Here is a 20365-nt window from a genome sequence, read left to right as displayed (position 1 = left end):
GCTGTGACGCACGAGGTTTTCAACCAGCCGCCGCCACTGGTCGACTACGACGTGTCCGCCGATGCCGCCCTGCTCGCGGCGGTGGCGCGGGAGGGTGCGCCCTGGGCCGTGGGTGATCTGCACCGGCTCGGGAAGCTGGCCGGAAGCCCCGAGCCGCAGCGCTGGGCGGACGAAGCCAATCGCTTCTCGCCTCGCCTTGTCACCCACGACCGTTATGGGCACCGCGTTGACGAGGTGGAGTTCCATCCCGCTTGGCACCAGTTGATGTCGGTGGCCGTGGGAAATGGGCTCGCCGGCGCGGCCTGGACTGACGATCGTCGCGGAGCGCATGTCGCGCGGGCGGCCGGCCTGTTCGTGTGGTCTCAGGTCGAGGCCGGGCACTCCTGCCCGATCTCGATGACCTACGCCGTGGTGCCGGCTCTGCGGAACAATTCGGATTTGTCGGTTATGTTCGAGCCGCTTCTTGCCAGTCGTGACTACGACCCCGGGCTGCGGGCGCCGGCCACCAAGCGGGGGCTGCTCGCGGGCATGGGCATGACCGAGAAGCAGGGCGGCTCGGATGTGCGGGCAAATACGACATTTGCTACCAATGCTGGGGATGGGACCTGGCGACTGCGCGGCCACAAATGGTTCACCAGTGCACCTATGTGCGATTTGTTCCTCGTCCTGGCCCAAACTCAGGTCGGATTGTCCTGCTTCCTGGTCCCCCGGGTCCTGCCGGACGGCACCCGGAACGTCTTCCGCATCCAGCGGCTGAAGGACAAACTCGGCAACCGCAGCAACGCCAGCTCCGAGCCGGAGTTCGACGACACCGTCGCCTGGCTGGTCGGCGACGAGGGTCGCGGCGTCCGCACCATCATCGAGATGGTCGCGATGACCCGCCTCGACTGCGTCACCGGCTCCGCGTCCGGCATGCGCGCCGCCCTCAGCCAGGCCATCCACCACACCCGGCACCGCCGCGCGTTCGGCCGGCTGCTCGCCGACCAGCCCGCCATGCGCAACGTCCTCGCCGACCTGGCCGTCGAGTCGGAGGCGGCCACCCTGCTCGCGATGCGGCTGGCCGGCGCCGTCGACCGCGACGAGCAGCAGTTCAAGCGGCTCGCCATCGCGATCGGCAAGTTCTGGGTGTGCAAGCGCCAGCCGGTCGTCGTCGGCGAGGCCCTCGAATGCCTCGGCGGCAACGGCTACGTCGAGGATTCCGGCCTGCCCCGGCTCTACCGGGACGCCCCGCTCAACTCGATCTGGGAGGGCTCCGGCAACGTGCAGGCTCTCGACGTGCTGCGCACCCTGCACCGCGAGCCGGACAGCCTGGAGGCACTGCTGGCCGAGGCGCACGCCGCGGCCGGCGCCGACCACCGCCTCGACGACGCCGTCACCGACCTGAAGAAGATCGTCGCCGACGAGGGACAGGCGCGCCGGGTGGTGGAGCGGATGGCCCTGGTGCTGCAGGGATCGCTGCTGGTGCGGCACGCCCCGCCCGAGGTGGCCGACGCGTTCTGCGCCTCCCGGCTGGGCGGCGACTGGGGGCACACGTTCGGCACGCTGCCCGCCGGAGCGGACACCGCCGCGATCGTGGACCGGGCGGCACCCGCTTAGCAACGCAGCGTTACTCATACCGCCCGCCGGACGGCCGATTCGCTGAACATGCGGGCTTGGTGGACGTGGCTGACGGTCGGGGTGCTCGTTTGCCTCGGCTACCCGCTGCTCCCGACGGGCAGCGTGGTCTCCACGCTGGTCTACAACGGCCTCGGTCTGACCGCGGTGGTGGTGACCGTGCTCGGCGTGCGCCGCAACCGGCCACCGAACCCCCGGTCCTGGTATCTCTTCGCGGGCGGCATGCTGACATTCGTCGCCGCCGACGTGGTGTACGAGGTGAGCGGCCTGATCCTGGGCACCCACCCGTACCCGTACTACGACGACGCCCTTTACGGCCTCGCCTACCCGATGCTGTGGATCGGCCTGCTCGGCGCTTCCCGGGGCCGCCGCAACTACGACCGCCCGCGCGACCTGGCCGGCGCCATCGACGCCGCGGTGATCGCCGTCGGGGTGGGCCTGATCTACTGGGTGTTCATCATCCAGCCCACGCTGACCGCGCACGACACCCCGATGCTGACCCGGCTGGTGTCCGTCGCGTACCCGACCTTCGACGTGCTGACCTGCACGGTCGTCACCCGGATGCTGACCCGCACCGGCAGCCGCAGCCCGAGCGTGCTGTTGCTGGCCGCCGGCTGCCTGCTCAACCTCGGCTGTGACGTGGCCTGGACGATGACCGAGACGTTCGCCGAATACTCCGGCGGCATCATCAACTCGGGCTTCCTGCTCGGCTACGTCGCCTGGGCCGGCGCCGCGCTGCACCCGTCGGTGTACCCGCGTCACCGGCCGCTGAACGCGGCCGCCAACGACTTCGGCCGCGGCCGGCTCAGCCTGCTCGCCGCCTGCACCCTGCTCGTGCCGGCCGTCCTGTTCATCCAGGGCGTCCGCCGCGACGAGATCAACTGGTTGGCCGTGGGGCTCGGCGCGGTCGCGCTGTTCCTGCTGGTCCTGGCCCGGCTGGCCGGGTTCGTCGGCCAGGTGCGCGAGCAGTCGGTGAAGCTCGAGGACCTCGCCATGCGCGACGAGCTGACCGGCCTGGCCAACCGCCGCATGTTCGAGCTGTCGGTCACCGACGCGGTCGCCGCCGGCGAGGCCCAGGTGTGCCTGCTCGACCTCAACGGCTTCAAGGTCGTCAACGACCTGTACGGGCACACCATCGGCGACCGCCTGCTGGTCGCGGTGGCCGGGCGCCTCAGCGGCGCGCTGCGCGAGCAGGACGTGGCGGCCCGGATGGGCGGCGACGAGTTCGCCGTGCTGATGCCGGGTGCCGGGGTCACCGAGGGCGACGCGGTGGTCCGCCGGCTGGCCGCATCGCTGCGCGAGCCGATCTCGGTCGGCGGGCACGAGCTGCTGATCGCGGCCACCTTCGGCATCGCCGACACGGCCGCCACCGGCGACCCGATCGAGTTGCTGCGCCGCGCCGACGTCGCGATGTACGCGGCCAAGGAGGGCGGCAGCCGCCAGCACCGGCGCTTCACCGCCGACCTGGACGACCGGGCCGGCGAGGCCGCGCGCCTCGGCGTGGAGATGCGGATGGGCCTGGACACCGGCCAGTTCCGGATGGTCTACCAGCCGATCGTCGCGCTGCCGCACGGCCGCACCAAATACGTCGAGTCCCTGGTCCGCTGGCAGCACCCGGAGCGCGGGTTCATCAGTCCGGCCGACTTCATCCCGGTCGCCGAGCAGAACGGCCTGATCGTCGAGCTCGGCGAATGGATCCTGCGGACCGCCTGCGACCAGTTCGTGGTCTGGCGCGACCGGCACGGCGCGGACGCACCCCAGCAGATCAGCGTGAACGTGTCGGCCCGCCAGCTCAACGAGCCCGGCTTCGTCGCGGTCGTCGCCGACGTGCTGGCGTGCACCGGGATGGACGCCGGCCACCTGATCATCGAGGTCACCGAGACCGCGGTGTTCGGCGGCGGCACCGCCGTGCAGGCCGTCAACGATCTCAAGGACCTGGGCGTACGGATCGCCCTCGACGACTTCGGCACCGGGCACTCGTCACTGGGCCTGCTGCAGACCGTGCCGGTGGACGTCCTGAAGGTCGACAAGTCGTTCGTCGACAACCTGACCATGGCCGGCCGGCACGCGGTGATCGCGACCGCGCTCATCCAGGTCAGCAACGGCCTCGGCCTGGACGCGGTGGCCGAGGGCGTGGAGACCGCCGAGCAGGCCGCCGAGTTGTACCGGCTCGGCTACCTGCTGGCCCAGGGCTACCACTTCGGCCGCCCGGTGGCCGAACCGGATTTCCGGGTCAGCGAGGACCTAGCAGTTCCCGTACGCTAGCCAGCAGCTCTTCCTGGGAGATCGGCGAGACGTTCCCGCCGCTGCGCGCGTCCTGCATCGCCTTGGTCAGCTGCACGCGCCGCAGCACCTCCTTGATGTCCGCCCCGGTCATGCCGTGGCTGGCGGCAGCCAGCGCGGCGAGGTCGATGTCGTCGGCGAACATCGTGAAGCCCGGCTGCTCGTGCACGGCGATCAGCCCCTGGATCATCTTGCGGAAGATCTCGGCCCGGCTCACCTCGTCCGGCTTCGGCACGCTGATCTTGACGTCGAACCGCCCCGACCGGATCAGCGAGTCGTCCACCCGGTGCGGGAAGTTCGTGGTCGCCACCACGATCACGTTCGGGTTCTCCTCGATCAGGTCGTTCATCTCCTGCTTGAAGATGCCCGCGACAGCGTTGAGCGCCTGGCTGGCCGCGTCCCCGCCGGCCCCCGCGTAGCTGACGATCGAGTCGAACTCGTCGAACAGCATCAGCGTCGGCACCCGGTAGCGCCGCGCGTCCCGGAAGATCTGCTTGATGTTGCGCTCCGACCCGCCCAGCCACTTGTCGAGAATCTCCGGCGTGCGAATCTCCCGGAAGTCGGCCCCGATCTCGTTGGCGAGCGCCCGCGACAGCATCGTCTTGCCGGTGCCGGGCGGCCCGTACATCAACAGCCCCTGCGGCCGCCGCGCCCCCCACCGGGCCATCGCTTCCGGATGCCGGAACGAGACGGCGATCTGCCGCAGCTCGGCCACCACGTCGGCGAGCCCGCCGACCATGTCGAGGGTGACCGTCTGCGTGGTGGCCGGCGTGCGCGACAGCTGCTCCCGGCTGACCACGAAACGCCGCCCGGTCAGCGACTCCGCCCCCGCGATCTCCAGCACGGTCTGCAGGGTCAGCCCGACAAACGCCTGCAGATGCGCCGGCGTCACATCGTCGCGCGGCACCTCGGCGGTCAGCCGCACGATGGTTCCGCTCTCGTCGTACGTCACGCTCGCCTGCAACCCCACCACGGCATCGGCGAGGGTTTCCGGGCGGCGGTTCCCCGCCGGCTGCGGCGGTTTGTCAAGACCGAGCTTGCGGTACGCCGCGGCAGCCGCGGCCCCGACCCCGTCGACGAGTCGCGTGGTGATCGGGTCCCCCTGCTCGATGCGCTTGGCGAGCAGCAGCCCGACCGGATCGTTGCCGAGCACCAGCTTGCGGATGCGCTCCTTGGACAGGGGTTCGTCCGCCGTGCTGACCGAGGCGGCGAAGACGTGCACCGCCCCATCCGCCCGATCCGCGCTGGACACGGTCAGATCGACCCGCCGCACCGGAGCCGGCCACACCGAGTGCCGGAGCAACTCGACCGGATTGACCCGCGCCGCGGCCAGCACGGTGGCCGCATCAACCAGCTCCACCGTGGCCCCGGCGTACTCGAAGACCTCACCGCGCGTTCGCGCAAAGCTCGCGTCACCCATGCACCAAGAGTTGCACGCCCACACACATAACGTCAGACGAGCAATCACCGACCCCGCCGCTCAGGCGCCGCCACCCGGCGCTTCATCAGCCCGAGAACCGCACTCGGCGCTTGTTCGGTGGCTTTGAGCCGGCTGGTCAGACGAGCCGGTGGCCGCCGTCGACGTGCAGGACCGTTCCGGTCATGAAACCGTTGGTCATGGCGGCGCGGAACGCGGCGGCGATGTCCTCGGGCCGGCCCACCCGCCGGGCCGGCAGTTTCGCGGCCATGGCGGCGAGGCGCTCGGTCTTGGCCGCCCCGGCCAGGGTGTCCCAGATGGCGGTGTCCACCCAGCCCGGCGAGACGACGTTGACCCGGATCGGGGCGAGCTCGACCGCGAGCGTCCGGACCAGCGACTCGAGCGCGCCGTTGGCCGTGGCCAGCACCGACGAGCCCGGCCCGGGCCGGTAGGCGGCGACGCCGGAGGTGAAGGTCAGCGACCCGCCGGCCCGCAGGTTGGCGTGTTTCGCCACCAGCCACGGCCCGAGAACCTTGGTCGCCAGGACATTCCGGGCGTCGTCCAGCGGGAACTCGCGAATCGGGTGATAGGCGCCGGCCGCATCCGCCGCGGTGACGACGACGTGGTCCCGCTCGACCGCGGTCAGTTCCCGCACGCCGTCCTCGTCGGCGATGTCCACCGCGCTGGTGGTGAGTTCCTCGGGTTCACCGAGGTCCCGGGCCGCGGCGGCGAGCCGCTGCACCGACCGCCCGGCGATGTGCACCTCGGCCCCTTCGTCGAGAAGCTGCCGGGCCAGCGCCAGCCCCATGCCGGAGCCACCACCGATGATGAGTACTCGTTCGTTCCGCATGCCCCCAGCGTGGTGCGCCGCGCCCGCGCCGAGAAGGCCGCGTCAGGCCTGGTCCTGGTAGGGCCAGGCCCGGCATCTGCCCTGGTGGAAGACTGGACAGGTGCCCAAGCTCGACGAGTACCGCAGCGCCGTCATGTTGACGCTCAACACGACATCAACCCGTCAACATGTGGCGCGTAAGTCAACGTTGATGCAGTCAACACGACCGCAGCCACCAATCAACATGACGGCAAGCTCTTGCGCGACGTCCGCAGCTGCCGCGGCACCGTCGGTCTGCGGGGCGCGCGGTGAGTGAGCTCGGGGAGTTTTTGCGCAGTCGGCGCGGGCGGGTCGGGCCTGGGGAAGTCGGGCTTCCGGCCGGGAACGGGCGGCGGCAGACTCCGGGGCTCCGGCGGGAAGAGCTGGCGGCCGTGGCCGGGGTCAGCGTCGACTACTACATCCGGCTCGAGCAGGGGCGGGACTCCCATCCGAGTGCCGGCGTGCTTGACGCGCTCGCGGGCGCGCTGCGGCTCGACGATGACGAGCGGGAGCATCTGCATCGGCTCGCCGGTGGGCGGCGAGGGCCGGCGCGGCCGGCGCCGGAGGTTGCGCGGGCGGGGCTTCGGCAGCTTCTCGACACGGTTCGGCCGGCGCCGGGCTTTGTGCTTACGCCCGGTAGCGACATCCTTGCCGAGAACCCGGAAGGGCTGGCCCTGCTGGACGGGCTTGCCGACTGGCCGCGCGGGCGGCGGAACATCGTGCGGTACATCTTCCGGCACCCGGGCGCCCGGACCGTGGTGGTGTCCTGGCGGCGGATGGCTCAGGACTGCGTGGCGCACCTGCGGACGGTGCCGCCGGAACAGACGGCGGCGCTGGTCGAGGAGCTGGTTGCGGTCAGTTCCGACTTCGCTGATTTGTGGGCTCACTACGACGTACGCATCAAAAGCGGCACCCAGCGTGCGTTTCAGCACCCGGCCGTGGGTCGGCTGGAGTTGAATTCCGAAGTTCTGACCGTGGCCGACGGGCAGCGGCTCGTGATCTTCCAGGCCGTGCCGGGGTCGCCGTCGGCGGACGCGCTGGCCCTACTCTCGCTGGCCGGCCGCCCGTAGGCTCCGGTGATGCGGATCGCGATCTGGCCCGGGGCCGAACAGCCGTATGCGGAAATCCTCGAGGTGTCCCGGCATGCCGAGGCCACCGGGTGGGACGCGGTCTACATCGCCGACCACTTCATGCCGGACGGCGACGATCTCGCCTCGCCGATGCTCGAGGCCGGGTCGCTGGTGGCGGCGCTGGGCGCGGTGATTCCGCGGGTGCGGATCGGCACGCTGGTGTACGGGAACACCTACCGGCACCCGGCCGTCGTCGCGAAGATGGCCGCGACCGTCGACCACATCAGCGACGGGCGGTTCATTCTCGGGGTCGGGGCGGGCTGGCAGGTCAACGAGCATCGGGAGTACGGGATCACGCTGTCCCGGCCCGGGCCGCTGCTCGACCAGTTCGAGGAGGCGTTGCAGGTGCTGACCGGCCTGCTGCGGCAGCCACGCACCACCGTGGACGGCAAGTATTACCAGGTCACCGACGCGGTCGCCGAGCCGAAGCCGATGCAGTCCCGGCTGCCGCTGCTGATCGGCGGCAAGGGTGAGAAGCGGATGCTCGGCATCGTCGCCCGCTATGCGGACATGTGGAACTGCTGGGGTCTGCCGGCGCTGATCGCGCACAAGTCGGCCGTCCTCGACGAGCACTGCGCCCGGGCCGGCCGCGATCCGGCGTCGATCGAGCGGACGGCGCAGGCCCTGGTCGCGGTGGACGGCGGCCGCCCGTCCGGGCTCGGCGGGCTGCCGGCGATCGGCGGTTCCCGGTCCGAGCTGGCCGCCGCGATCGCGGGCTACCGCGAGATCGGCCTCGACGAGCTGATCATCCCGGACGACCTGCTGGGCAAGGGCACCGCCCGGCTGGCCGCGATGGACGTCATCCGCGACATCGCCGGCGGCTGACCCCCGGGCCCGCCGGGCACCGGGGGTCGGCGCCCGCCTCGCACACCCGCGGCTCAGGCCCGGATCGCCACCAGCTGCTCGGCGGTGAGTGGGCCGCGGGCCTCGGCGGCCAGGCATTCGGCCAGCTCCGCGCGGTTCTTCACGCCGAGCACGACGGTGGCCACGCCGGGCACGCTGAGCGCGTACCGGTGGGCGAGCGACGCCGGCGTCTCCCCCATCTCGGCGGCGAGCTTGCGGAACGGCTCGGCCCGCGCGAAGTCGACGGCCGCCGGGTGCTCGGGCGGAAGGTCCCGGTCGAGCGCCGAGGTGAGCGACCCGGCCGCGACCGCCCGGATGCCGACCACCGCGACCCCGTTGTCGTTCGCCGCCCGCAGCACCTCGTCGTTGGCGCTCGGCACGTCACCCCACGGCCAGATGTCCCCGGCCATGTCGAGGGCGTTCACCACGACCTGCGCGGCGTCCGGGGTCGGCGCCTCGCGCAGCGCGGCGAGGACACCGTCCGGGTGGCCGACCGCGGTGATTCCCCAGCCGCGGATGAGTCCGGCTTCGCGCAGCCGCTCGAACTCGGGCACCACCTCGTCGCGGTACTGCCGCCACCCGATGTTGCGCGGCACCGGCCGCTCCTCGTCGTAGGTCGGCCGCAGCTGGGTGTGCAGCAGGAAGAGGTCGAGATGATCGCGGCCGATCCGGTCGAGGCTGGCCCGCAGGTTGCGCCCGATCCGCCCGGCGATGTCGCCGTCCTCGTCGTCCGGCAGCGGCACCTTGGAGGTGACCATGACGTGGTCGGCGGGGCGCTGCCGCAGCGCCTCCCCGACGGCTCGCTCCGACTCGGCGTCCTCCCCGTAGCCGGGCGCCAGGTCGAGCATGGTGATGCCGGCGTCGATCGCCGCGTGCACGGTGGCGACCGCCTCGGCCCGATCGGTCCGCCCCCAGACCCCACCGATGCCGCCACCGCCGAGGGTGAGCGCGCTGATCCGCCCAAGCCGCCCGAAGTCCCTGATCTCCACAGTGGATTCCTCTCGTAGCTCCTACGTCAGACCGTAGAAGCTGGAGCGCACTCCACCTCAACCCCCGACATCAGCTCTCCTCATGCAACCGCTCAAGATCGAAGGCGAGATCGTCGACCGACTGCAGGGTGTCCGGGTGGTCGTCGCCGAGGACCCGCCGCCGCCGGGCCAGGATGTCCCGGTCCAGGTCCCGGGCCAGCGCGTGCTCACCCAACGAGGTCAGGTCCACTGCGAGGTTGCGAGCGGCGGAAAGCGTCTCGGGATGGTCCTCGCCCAGCACCCTCCGCTGCCGCGCCAGGATTTCGTCGTCCAGCTCGCGGGCCAGCTGGTACTCGCCCAGCGCGGTCAGGTCGAGGGCAAGGTTACGAGCGCCGGAAAGCGTGTCCGGATCGTCCTCACCCCGCACTCGGCGTAGCCGGGCCAGGATGTCCTCATCCAGCTCCCGCGCCCGCGCGTGCTCGCCGTCGTTGCTCAGGTCGATGGACAGTTGGACAGCCGCGGCGAGAGTGTGCATATGGTCCGGCCCCAGCACCCGGCGCCGTCGGGCCAGGATGTCCTCATCCAGCTCCCGCGCCCGCGCTGACTCTCCCAACTCGTGCAGGACCTGAGCGAGGTTGGCGGCCGAGGTAAGGGTGACGGGGTGATCGTCACCCAGGACTCGGCGCGACCGCGCGAACGTGTCCTCCTCGAGCTTCCGCGCTCGCTCGAACTCTCCGTTGTCACGCAGGAGATTTGCCAGGTTGGTGAACGCCATGAGGGTATGCGGGTGTTCGTCGCCGGAAACCCGCCGCCGCCGGGGCAGAGTGTCCTCCGCCAGTTCCAGGGCTCGCTCGTTCTCCCCGACATCCCGCAGACTCGCCGCGAGATTGGTGGCAGCGAGCAGAGTGTCCGGGTGATCGTCACCCAGCACCCGGCGGCGCCGCGCCAACATGTCCTCATTCAGCTGTCGCGCCAGTTCGAACTCGCCGAACTCCCGCAGGACCAGAGCGAGGTTGCCGACCGAATCGAGGGTGGCCGGATGGTCCTCCCCGAACAGGCGGCGGCGCCGCTGCAGGAGGTCCTCGTCCAGCTGCCGCGCCCGGTCACGCTGACCCATCTCCAGCAAGAGAAGCGCGAGATTGTTGCCGAAATTGATGGTGTCCGGGTGGTCGTCGCCCAGCGTCCGGCGAAGCCGCGCCAGAGTGTCCTCCGACAGGACCCGGGCCGGTTCACGCTCGCCCATCTCAGCCAGGAGGAGGGCGAGGTGGCCAGCTGAACCGAGTGTGTCCTGATCGTCGTCACCCAGCAGCCGCCGCAGGCGCGCCAGAGTGTCTTCGTTCAGGCGACGAGCATCCTGGAGGCGGCCGAGCCGACGGTAGATGTTGGCGATGGTGTTGGCGACACCGAGCGCGGTGCGGTCGTCCGGGCCGCGCCGTTCGGTCCACGCGGCGTGCAGGTGTTCGGCCAGGCTGAGAGCGGTTCGGGTGTCGCCCCGGACGAGCAGGTGCCACACCGCCGCGTTCGCCGCCCAGCCAAGTTCGAGGTTGTCGGTGGTGGCCGGGTCACGCGCGAGGATATGCGGCAGCAGTTGCGCCCAGCGCGGCCACCAATCAGGGTTGTTCGCATCGGCGGGCTGGGCGGCGATCAACAGTTGCTCGACGGTGTTGCCATGCGCGGTGGCATCGGTGTCGAGGTCGCGCAGCACGGCCTGGGTGAGCCGGTGCAGCACCGGGCCGGCCTCGGTGATCCGGACCAGCCCGAAACGTCCGAGCACGCCGACGGTGCGGCCGAAGGTGAGGGGTGTGGACACGACCTCGGCCAGCGGCGGGGCAAGCAGCTCGGGGTGATCGGTGAACAGGTCGGTGGGAATGGGTTCTGGACCGAGATGCGCGCACATGTCGAGCAGCTGGGCGGCCGCGGCGTCGACCTCGGCCAGGCGCTGGGCGGAAAGCGCGATGGCGGCGGCCAGCGGGACCGGATAGCCCGCCGGTGGGCGGCCATCGCGGAGCAGGCCGGCCGCGTGCCGCTCCAGCTCGGACAGGTAGAGGCCGGCGCCGATGCCGGTCTCGGCGAGCAGACCGGCCGCCTGGCCGATCGCCAGTGGCAGATCGCCGAGGGCGGCGGCGAGCCGGTTCGCGCTCTCCTCATCAAGACCGGGCAGCTGGGCTTGCAGCAGCGTGGTCGATTCGTCGCGGGTGAACACGTCGAGGCCCACCGGCTGGGCCACGTCGGCCCAGCCGGGGTTGCGACTGGTGACGATCAGGTGTCCCGGCCCGTCCGGCAGCCAGGGGATCAGGTCGTCGCGATCTTCGGCATTGTCGAAGATCAGCAACCATCGCGGCCGGCCACGCAGATAGGCCCACAGTTGCTCGACCGAGTCCGGGGTCGGCGTACCGGCCTGGACCAGCCCGGCCGTCGCGGCCAGGGTCGCGAGGTGGTCGCCGATCAGCTCGGGCTGTTCGGACGGCACCCACCACACCAGGTCGTACTCGTTGCCGAACAGGTGGGCGTACTCGACCGCCAGCTCGGTCTTGCCCACGCCGCCGATGCCGTGCAGCGCCTGCACCAGGGCCCGCTCGCCGGAGCACAACCGCTCGCGCAGGCGCGCCAGCTCCGGCCCGCGGCCGGTGAAGGCCGGGTTGCGGCGGCGCACGTTCCACACCGACGGCAGGGACCCCGGCACCCGGGGCCCGCCGCCCGGGAACGGCACCGCCTCAGTCGGGCGGGCCGGGCCGGACACCGCCTCCAGCAACGCCAGCCGGGCCTGTTCCGCCGGCCGCCCGAAGAGGTCGCGGATCAGCAGCGGCCGCAGCACCGGCGGAGGCGTCACCTCGGCCACCCGCACCGGGACCAGGCGGCGGCGCTCGGCCAGCACCGCCGTCCACTCGTCGGCGGTGAACGCGTCCCGGGCGAAATAGGCCGGGGAGAGCAGGGCCAATACCAGGTCCGCGCGGGCCAGCGCGTCGCTCATCCGGAGGACGAAATTGTCGCCGGTTGCCCAATCCCAGGCGTCCAGCTCGACCGTTAAGCCAGCATGCTCGAGCTGCTGTGCCGCCCACTCCGCCCATGGCCGGTCCGGCCCGGCGTAGCTGACGAAGACCCGCACGTCTGCCACCCTGGCCGACCCCGGTGGCGGGCCGCGTCCCCCGAACGGTTCAATCCGTACCAATTCGAATGGTGCGCGAAGCCGGGCGTGAAGCATTGACGGGCTTCGTGATGGCGAGCAGTGTGGGGGCGTTCGCCCACCGTGGAGGGCCCATGAAGGTCACCGTGGACACCAGCCTCTGCATCGGGTCGGGGACCTGTGCGCTCACCGCGCCGGCCGTCTTCGACCACGATCCGGACGTGGCGGAGGTGGTCGTGCTCGACAACTCGCCACCGGACTCCGAGCGGGAGGCGGTGGAGCTCGCGGTCAAGAGCTGCCCGGCGGCCGTCATTCGGCTACTCAAATAAGATTGCCCGGTAACCGTTCGCATTGATCCAGCATCTTCGATAGGTTCGGGGTCATGCGGCATGCGGGGGAGACCGAGGACTCGCTTGTTCTCACGGCGGCGGCGATGTTCGGCCGGGACGGCTATGCCACGACGTCGCTCGACGAGGTGGCCAAGGCGGCCGGGGTCAGCCGGGGCGCGGTCTACCACCACTTCGGCACCAAGTCGGCGCTCTTCCGCTATGCGCTGATCCATCAGGAGCGCCGGCTGGCCGAGCGGTTCGTGGCGGCCTCGTCGGTGCGGGTGGGCTGGGATGCGGTGCGGGCCGGCTGCGCGGTCGTGCTCGACGCCTACCTCGACCCGGGGCTGCGGCGCATCCTGCTGATCGACGGTCCGGCCGTTCTCGGGTGGCGTGAGGTCCGGTCGATCGAGGACGGTTACGTCGGCGAGCTGCTGCGGCGCGGCCTGCAGCGGGCCACCGAGGAGGAGGACGTCGAGGCGCGGCTGTCCGTCCTGCGTGGCGCGCTGGCCGAGGCCGGCCTGCTGCTGGCCCGGGACGAGGACGCGCTACCCGCGCTGACCCGCGAGATCGAACTGCTGATCAGCACGTACGAGCGGAACCCGGCGCCCGCATAGCTTTTCATCTACCCGAAACAAAACTACAGTCGTCGATATCTGGGAGCGCTCCCAAGACTCCGTCCCCCAACATCCCCTGGGAGTACCGATGCGCCGACGAGCAATTGCACTGGCGGTGACCGGCCTGGTGGCCGGCGCCGGCCTGATCGTGGCGGGGGCCTCGGCCGCCACGGCGGCCACCGCCTGCGCCGTCGTCTACACCCCGAATTCCTGGTCCAATGGCTTCACCGCCGACGTCAAGGTGACCAACAACGGCCCGGCCGTCTCGTCCTGGACGGTGACCTGGTCGTACGCGGGCGACCAGAAGATCACCAACGCCTGGAACGCCGCGGTCAGCCAAGCCGGCACGGCCGTCACCGCCACCTCGCTGGCCTGGAACGGCAGCCTCGCCACCGGGGCCACCACCAGTTTCGGCTTCCAGGGCACGTACGCGAGCAGCAACCCGACCCCGACGGCCTTCTCGCTGAACGGGGTCTCGTGCGGGCCAGAAGTGACACCGACGACGACACCGGCAACTACGACGCCGACCACAACGCCGACCACCGCCCCGACGACGGCGCCGACCACCGCACCGACCACCGCGCCCACGACACCGCCTACGGCGAACTGCGTCGCCACGGCCGTCTGTGACGGCTTCGAGGCGCAGACCGGGACGGCCCCCGGCGGCAACTGGGCGGTCACCACCCCGGACTGCTCCGGCCTGGGCACGGCCACCATCGACAAGACCACCGCCCACTCCGGGTCCACGTCGCTGAAGATCAACGGCGCCGAGGGGTACTGCAACCACGTCTTCGTGAAGAACACCGCGATCCTCGGCACCACCAGCAACGCCTGGTACGTCCGCTACTGGGTCCGGCACACCACCGCCCTGCCCACCGCGCACGTCACCGCGGTCGCCATGACCGACGCCAACGACGGCAACAAGGACCTGCGCTTCGGCGGCCAGAACGGGGCCCTGCAGTTCAACCGGGCCTCCGACGACGCGACCCTGCCCGAGCAGAGCCCGGCCGGCGTCGCCCTGTCCGCGCCGCTGCCGGTCAACACCTGGAACTGTGTCGAGTTCAAGGTCGACGGCAGCAACGGCACGATCGAGACCTGGCTCAACGGCACCTCGGTCCCGGGCCTGCTCGAGGACGGCGTGGCCACCCACGACATCGACAGCCAGTGGCTGAACAAGACCTGGCGGCCCGCGCTCACCGACCTCAAGCTGGGCTGGGAGAGCTACGGCCAGGGCGCCGACACCCTCTGGTACGACGACGTGGCAGTGAGCGCGATGCGCAACGGCTGCTGACCACGGTTGCCGGGCCGCCGCGCGGAACCCACGATGGAAGCCATGCAGATCGTGCACCTGGGCCTCGGGAACTTCTTCCGGGCGCACCAGGCCTGGTACACGTCGGTCGCGCCGGACGCCGCCGACTGGCCGATCGCGGCTTTCACCGGCCGGTCCCCCGCGGCCGCCCGGCAACTCGCCGCCCAGCACGGCCGTTACACGCTGCTGGTCCGCGGCCCGGAACGCGACGAGGCGCAGATCATCGGGGCGGTGCGGGCGGCGTACGCAGCAAATGATCACCAAGCGTGGCGGGACCACCTGGCCGCACCCCGCACGGCGCTGGTGACCTTGACGGTGACCGAGGCGGCCTATCTGCGGGCGCCGGGCGGCGGCCTGGACGAGGCGAAGGCCGCCGCCGACGTCGCCGCCTGGCTGCGCGGCGATCCGGCGCAGACCGTGCCGGGCCGGTTGATGGCCGGGCTGGCCGAGCGGCGGCTGTTCGGCGGGGGTCCGATCGCGATCGTGCCGTGCGACAACCTGCCGGACAACGGCGCGGCCACCGCCCGGGTGCTGCTCGACTTCACCTCGCTCGCCGAGCCCGCCCTGGTCCCGTGGATCCGCGACAACGTGTCGTTCGTGACCACGATGGTCGACCGGATCACCCCGCGGACCACTCCCGAGGACGTGCGGACGGCGGCCGCGCTGACCGGTTTCGACGATGCCGCGCCGGTGGTGACGGAGCCGTTCACCGAGTGGGTCCTCGGCGGCGTCTTCCCGGCGGGACGGCCGGCCTGGGAAGCGGGCGGGGCGCGGTTCGTCTCCGACGTCACCGCGCACGAGCAGCGGAAACTCCTGCTTCTGAACGGCGGTCACTCCCTTCTTGCGTACGCCGGGAGCGCACGCGGCCACACCACGGTCGCCGAGGCCGTCGCCGATCGGGAGTGCCGCGCCTGGCTGGAACAGTGGTGGGACGAGGCCGCCCGGTATGTCCCGCTGCCGCCGGCCGAGATCGCCGCCTACCGTGCGGCGCTGCTGACCCGCTTCGGCAACGCTCGCATCCGGCACACCCTCGCCCAGATCGCCGCCGACGGCTCGCAGAAGATCCCGATCCGGGTCGTCCCGGTCGTGCGCGGCGAACTGCGGGCAGGCCGGGTGCCGGCCGGCGCGATCCGCATCCTGGCCGCCTGGATCGATCATCTGCGCGGGATCGGCGCCCCGCTCGACGACGCGGGTGCCGGGCCGTTCGTGGCGCGGGCCAACGACGTACGCGAGGTGCTCGGTCTTCTGGGTCTTGGGGGTGATGCCCTGGTCAGCGCGGTGGAGAAGTCAGTCGAACCGCGGTGAACGCGCGGAGCACGAACGTCGGCCGGTGCACCGGTTCGGCCGCGAACGCGAGCGTCGGCCGGTCGAGCAGCGCGGACAGCCCGGCCTGCAACTCGATCCGGGCCAGCGGCGCGCCCAGGCAGAAGTGCAGGCCGGCGCCGAAGCCGAGGTGCGGGTTGGGGTCGCGGGCGACGTCGAAGGTGTCCGGGTCGGCGAAGACGGCCGGGTCCCGGTTGGCCGCCCCGAGCAGTGCGGCGATCTGCCCGCCTTCCGGGATGGTCACGCCGGCCACCGTCACCGGCGCGGCGGCCGTCCGCACGAACATGTGCAGCGGCGAGTCGTAGCGGATCATCTCCTCGACCGCGGTCGGGACCAGGGCGCGGTCGGCGCGCAGCCGGGCGAGCTCGGCGGGGTGGCGCAGCAGGGCGACCATGCCGCCGCCGAGGGCGTTGACCGAGGCTTCGTGACCGGCGTTGAGCAGCAGGATCGCGGACGCGACGAGCTCGTCACCGGAGAGCCGGTCGGTGCCGTCCCGCACCGAGACGAGGTGGCTGATCAGGTCGTCCTGCGGGTCCCGGGCCCGTTGCGCCGCCAATGTCCGGACATAATCCGCAAAGTCCAGGCAGGCGTCCAGGGCTGCTTCCTCCGAGGCACGGGTCCGGGACACCTCGTACATCCGCACGATCGCCGCCGACCAGGGCCGCAGTCGGTGCCGGTCGGCGACCGGGACGCCGAGCAGTTCCGCGATCACGGTCACGGCGAGGGGTTCGGCCAGGTCGGCGAGTAGGTCGAACTCGCCGCCGGCCGCGGCCAGGAGCGCGGTGGCTTCAGCGCGGACGGCCGGCCGCAGGCGCTCCACATGGCCGCGACCGAACGCCTTGGCGACCAGCGACCGCAACCGGGTGTGGTCGGGCGGCTCGTTCTCCATCATCTGGTTGCGGTGCAGCAGGTTGAACGGCTCCCACCACTCCGACGGCTCCCGGTCCCGCCAGAACCGGCCCAGCTTCCGGTCCCGCAGCACGGCATCGGCCGCGGCATGACTCGCCGCCAGCCACATCCCCGATTTCTCGTGCAAGCTGACCGGCGCCTGCGAGCGCAGCCGGCCGAGCGCCGGGTACGGGTCGCGGATGAACTCCGGGTCCTCGAAGTCGATCACCCGCAACACCGTAACCCGGCGATGTTTCCGGTTTTCCTAGTTGCCGGCCCAGACGTACATCTGCGGCGCGACCGCCACCGAGGACCGGAACAGCGACTCGACCTTGGCCTTCTCGGCCGCGCTCGGGTTGGCGTTGGTGCAGGCCACCGGCGCGCTGCTGCCGGACATCAGATCGGAGCAGAGCCCCGTGCGATTGTCCGGAAGCCCGAGAATGTGCCCGAATTCGTGGGCGGCGATCCGCGGCGGGTAGTAACCGTCGACAACGGCCTCCCGCCCCATGTACCAGCGCCCGTTACCGAGCGAGGTCGAATAGGTGCGCGGCCAGCCATTGTCGGCGTAGACCCGAATGTTGGCGGTGTGCCCCGAGGTGACGGGCTGCAGTTTCACATTGGCGACCGAGCTGTTCCAGATCTGCGCCCCTTGGTCGACAACGCTCTTGAACTCCTGCGCTTGGCTGGCGTCGTAGTAAAGGATCCGCGCCGCCGCCGAGGCCGGCGCAGCCCCGACAACCTGCACACCGGCCAGCGCAAACAGAGCGACCAGCGCAGCCGCCCACCTACGTACAAGCATCGTTGCCCTCCCAGGGGATTCGGGGGTTTCCGTGCCGCAACCCTAGACAGACAAAGAAGATCATCGATCTAATGCAGGCATATCACTTCCCCTCTCCCACCGGCACGATGCCACCGAAAACCCCAATCCGATAAGTACGCGTGACAACTCCCCCAACCGCAGAAACGGCCGCCCCGACCTTTGGATGGCGACGTGGTCACTGCTCGACGGCTCGCCGCCGGGCCCGGACGTCGTCGCGCAGTTCCCTGGCCCGTTCGGTCTCGCCGAGACCGGCCAGGTCGGCGGCCAGATTCTCGGCCGAAGTCAGAGTGAGGTGGTGGTTCTCACCCAGCACCCGCCGCCGCCGGGCAAGAGAGTCCTCGTCCAGATCTCGCGCTTCGCCGAACCGGCCCACCGCGCGCAGGAACACGGCGAGATTGTTGGCCGAGATGAACGTATGCGGATGATCCTCGCCCAGCACCCGCCGCCGCCGGGCCAGGATGTCCTCGGTCAGGCGGATTGCCCCTTCGCGGTCGCCGAGGTGGTGCAGCACGATGGCGAGGTTGCCAGCCGAGGTGAGGGTGTCGGGGTGGTCGTCGCCCAGCACCCGGCGCCGCCGGGCCAGGTTGTCTTCGCTGAGCTTGCGGGCCCGCTCGTGCTCGCCAAGCCCGCGCAGATCGCCGGCAAGGTTGTCGGCCGAATGGAGGGTGAAGGGGTGGTCGTCGCCCTGCACCCGCCGCTGCCGATCGAGGGTGTCCTCGTCCAGCTCACGGGCCCGCTCGTACTCCCCGAGCCCGCGCAGATCCATGGCGAGGTAGCTGGCCGAGCGCAGGGTGTTCGGATGGTTGTCGCCCAGCACCCTGCGCCGCCGCTCGAGGGTGTCCTCGTCCAGCTCACGGGCCTGTTCGTATTCGCCGAGCAAGCGTAGGTCCAGGGCCAGGTTGAACGCGGCGTTGAGGGTGAGGGGATCGTCGTCACCGCCGAGTCTTCGCCGGCGACGCAGCGTGTCCTCGTCCGCCGCACGGGCCTGCAGGTATCGGCCAAACTTTCGGTTTCCCTCCGAGACGGTGTCGCCGGCCGCGAGCGTGGTGTCGTCGTCGGGGCCGTGCCGGCTCGTCCAGGCGGCGTGCAGTTGTTCGGCCAGCGGCAGGGCAGTGCGGGCGTCACCGCGAGCCATTAGGTGCCACACCGCGGCGTCGGCAGTCAAGCGAAGGTCGACGCTGTCAGTGGCGGCCGGGTCGGCGGCGAGAATGTGCGGCAGCAGCTGGGTCCAGCGTGGCCACCAGGCGGGCGTGGTCGGATCTTTGGGCTTGGCAGCGATAAGGAGCTCGTCGACCGTGCTGCGGGATCCGGCCGGGTCGGGGTCGACGTCACGCAGCACGGCCTGGGTGAGGCGATGCAGCAGCGGGCCGGTCTCGGTGAGTCGGGCGAGCCCGTAGCGGCCGAGCTGGGCGACGATGCGGGCGAAGGCGACCGGCCGCCAGGCGGTCTCGGCGAGCGACTTCGGGAGAAGGCCGGGCCGGGCGGTGAACAGGTCGGTAGGGATGGGCTCCGGGCCGAGATGTGCGCACAGGGTGAGCAGTCGACCGGCGGCCGGATCGTCGGCAGCCAGCTTCTGCGCGGCGACCGTGACCGCGGCCGCTAGCGGGAGCGGATAACCGGCCGGGGGCCGGCCGCCGCGCAGCAGATCGGTGGCGTGCGTGCGCAGCTCGGCCAGGTAGGCGTCGACGTGGACGCGGGTCTCGGCGAGCATGTCCGCGGCCTGTCCGATGGCCAGCGGCAGGTCGCCGAGCGCCACGGCGAGCCGCTGCGCGTCGTGGTCGCCGAGGCCCGGCAAGTTGGTCTGCAGCAGGGCGGTCGATTCGGCGCGGGTGAACACGTCCATATCGATTGGCTGGGCCACGCCGGTCCAGAGCGGGTTGCGGCTGGTGATGATCAGGTGGCCCGGTCCGTCCGGCAGCCAGGGGGCCGTGTCGTCGCGGTGCTCGGCGTTGTCGAAGATCAGCAGCCATCGAGGGCGTCCCCGCAGGTGGGCGCGGACCGCCTCTACCGCGGCCGGGGTCGCACGGTCGGCCGGGGCCAGGCCCGCCTTCACGGCGAGGGCGGCCAGGTGGTCGCCGATCAGTTCGGGCTGCTCGGCCGGGATCCACCAGATGAGGTCGTACTCGTTGCCGAACAGGTGGGCGTATTCGACGGCCAGCTCGGTCTTGCCGACGCCGCCGATGCCGTGCAACGCCTGCACCAGGGCACGCTCGCCCGAGCACAGTCGTTCCCGCAGGCCGGCGAGTTGCCGTTCGCGGCCGGTGAAAGCCGGGTTGCGTCGCCGCACGTTCCATACCGCCGGCAGCGAGCCGGGCACCCGGACACTGTCCGCCGAGACCGAGGCCGGGGCGGCCGGGTCGCCGGGGAACGGCACCGGGCCGACCGGCCGGCCCGACCTACCGGACACCGCTTCCAGCAGCGCCAGCCGGGCCTGCTCGGCCGGCTGGCCGAAGAGGTCGCGGAACAACAGCGGCCGCAGCACCGGGGGTGGCGTCACCTCGGTCACCCGCACCGGCACCAGGCGGCGGCGCTCGGCCAGCACCGCCGTCCACTCATCGGTCGTGAACCGGTCCCGCGCGAAATACGCCGGCGAGCACAGCGCCAGCACCAGATCCGCTCGTGCCAGGGCGTCGTTCATCCGCAGCACGACGTTGTCGCCGGCCGACCAGTCCCAGGCGTCCAGCTCCACCGTGAAGCCGGCGCGCTCCAACTGCTGCCCGGCCCACTCCGCCCATGGCCGATCCGGGCCGGCGTAGCTGACGAAGATCTTTACGGCTGACGGCTGCCCCACATCTGCCACCATGTCCGACCCGGGCAACCGGCCGCTTCACCCGA

The 20365-nt window shown here is 71.2% G+C and carries 15 protein-coding genes; 8 read left to right on the top strand and 7 right to left on the bottom strand.

Annotated features, from left to right (window positions below; genetic code table 11):
* The first annotated feature begins 3 nt into the window (after window positions 1-3).
* Both Adu01nite_RS10830 and Adu01nite_RS10825 read left to right on the top strand, forming a co-directional pair.
* Window positions 4-1596: an acyl-CoA dehydrogenase family protein gene (locus tag Adu01nite_RS10830; protein WP_203726449.1), complete on the top strand. Its 1593-nt coding sequence runs from the start codon at window positions 4-6 to the stop codon at window positions 1594-1596.
* A gap of 48 nt (window positions 1597-1644) precedes the next feature.
* Window positions 1645-3879 carry a putative bifunctional diguanylate cyclase/phosphodiesterase gene (locus Adu01nite_RS10825; RefSeq protein ID WP_203726448.1) on the top strand — a complete coding sequence of 745 codons (2235 nt, stop codon included), beginning with the start codon at window positions 1645-1647 and terminating at the stop codon, window positions 3877-3879.
* Here Adu01nite_RS10825 and Adu01nite_RS10820 read toward each other — a convergent pair.
* Window positions 3848-5317 carry an ATP-binding protein gene (locus Adu01nite_RS10820; protein ID WP_203726447.1) on the bottom strand — a complete coding sequence of 490 codons (1470 nt, stop codon included), beginning with the start codon at window positions 5315-5317 and terminating at the stop codon, window positions 3848-3850. The two genes, Adu01nite_RS10825 and Adu01nite_RS10820, sit on opposite strands and share 32 nt — an antisense overlap.
* A 136-nt stretch (window positions 5318-5453) precedes the next feature.
* Window positions 5454-6164 (bottom strand): SDR family oxidoreductase, encoded by a 711-nt coding sequence (locus Adu01nite_RS10815; RefSeq protein ID WP_203726446.1) that lies wholly within the window; start codon window positions 6162-6164, stop codon window positions 5454-5456.
* Window positions 6165-6451: 287 nt separating this feature from the next.
* On the opposite strand from Adu01nite_RS10815, the gene Adu01nite_RS10810 reads away from it, so the two are divergent.
* Together Adu01nite_RS10810 and Adu01nite_RS10805 are read left to right on the top strand one after the other, a co-directional pair.
* A complete protein-coding gene (locus Adu01nite_RS10810; protein ID WP_203726445.1) occupies window positions 6452-7252 on the top strand; it encodes a helix-turn-helix transcriptional regulator in 801 nt (266 codons plus the stop codon).
* A 9-nt stretch (window positions 7253-7261) separates the two neighbouring features.
* Window positions 7262-8137 carry an LLM class flavin-dependent oxidoreductase gene (locus tag Adu01nite_RS10805; protein ID WP_203726444.1) on the top strand — a complete coding sequence of 292 codons (876 nt, stop codon included), beginning with the start codon at window positions 7262-7264 and terminating at the stop codon, window positions 8135-8137.
* A gap of 53 nt (window positions 8138-8190) precedes the next feature.
* Here Adu01nite_RS10805 and Adu01nite_RS10800 read toward each other — a convergent pair whose 3' ends face one another.
* The gene (locus tag Adu01nite_RS10800; protein ID WP_203726443.1) at window positions 8191-9144 is read right to left on the bottom strand and encodes an aldo/keto reductase; all 954 of its coding nucleotides are present in this window, start codon (window positions 9142-9144) and stop codon (window positions 8191-8193) included.
* Window positions 9145-9214: 70 nt separating this feature from the next.
* Window positions 9215-12229, bottom strand: coding sequence for an FxSxx-COOH system tetratricopeptide repeat protein (gene fxsT, locus Adu01nite_RS10795; RefSeq protein WP_203726442.1), 3015 nt, complete (start codon window positions 12227-12229; stop codon window positions 9215-9217).
* A 152-nt stretch (window positions 12230-12381) separates the two neighbouring features.
* Between fxsT (Adu01nite_RS10795) and Adu01nite_RS10790 the strand changes: the two genes are divergently transcribed.
* From Adu01nite_RS10790 to Adu01nite_RS10775, 4 genes are all read left to right on the top strand, one after another.
* Complete coding sequence (locus tag Adu01nite_RS10790) at window positions 12382-12576, top strand: ferredoxin (protein ID WP_203726441.1); 195 nt, start codon at window positions 12382-12384, stop codon at window positions 12574-12576.
* Window positions 12577-12629: 53 nt separating this feature from the next.
* Window positions 12630-13190, top strand: coding sequence for a TetR/AcrR family transcriptional regulator (locus Adu01nite_RS10785; RefSeq protein WP_203726440.1), 561 nt, complete (start codon window positions 12630-12632; stop codon window positions 13188-13190).
* An 88-nt stretch (window positions 13191-13278) separates the two neighbouring features.
* On the top strand, window positions 13279-14481 hold the full coding sequence (locus Adu01nite_RS10780; protein ID WP_203726439.1) for a cellulose-binding domain-containing protein: 1203 nt from the start codon (window positions 13279-13281) through the stop codon (window positions 14479-14481).
* Between the two features lie 42 nt (window positions 14482-14523).
* Window positions 14524-15804 carry a mannitol dehydrogenase family protein gene (locus tag Adu01nite_RS10775; RefSeq protein ID WP_203726438.1) on the top strand — a complete coding sequence of 427 codons (1281 nt, stop codon included), beginning with the start codon at window positions 14524-14526 and terminating at the stop codon, window positions 15802-15804.
* Here Adu01nite_RS10775 and Adu01nite_RS10770 read toward each other — a convergent pair.
* The 3 genes from Adu01nite_RS10770 to fxsT (Adu01nite_RS10760) all read right to left on the bottom strand — a co-directional run bounded on the left by Adu01nite_RS10770 (window position 15770) and on the right by fxsT (Adu01nite_RS10760) (window position 20321).
* The gene (locus tag Adu01nite_RS10770) at window positions 15770-16939 is read right to left on the bottom strand and encodes a cytochrome P450 (RefSeq protein WP_203726437.1); all 1170 of its coding nucleotides are present in this window, start codon (window positions 16937-16939) and stop codon (window positions 15770-15772) included. The two genes, Adu01nite_RS10775 and Adu01nite_RS10770, sit on opposite strands and share 35 nt — an antisense overlap.
* Before the next feature lie 36 nt (window positions 16940-16975).
* Window positions 16976-17509: a snapalysin family zinc-dependent metalloprotease gene (locus Adu01nite_RS10765; protein WP_203726436.1), complete on the bottom strand. Its 534-nt coding sequence runs from the start codon at window positions 17507-17509 to the stop codon at window positions 16976-16978.
* A 196-nt stretch (window positions 17510-17705) separates the two neighbouring features.
* A complete protein-coding gene (gene fxsT / locus Adu01nite_RS10760) occupies window positions 17706-20321 on the bottom strand; it encodes an FxSxx-COOH system tetratricopeptide repeat protein (protein ID WP_203726435.1) in 2616 nt (871 codons plus the stop codon).
* Between the last annotated feature and the right edge of the window lie 44 nt (window positions 20322-20365).

Source organism: Paractinoplanes durhamensis, from assembly GCF_016862175.1.
GTDB classification, from domain to species: domain Bacteria; phylum Actinomycetota; class Actinomycetes; order Mycobacteriales; family Micromonosporaceae; genus Actinoplanes; species Actinoplanes durhamensis.
Note: the sequence above shows the minus strand (reverse complement) of the source record. Positions and strands in the feature narration are given on the sequence as shown.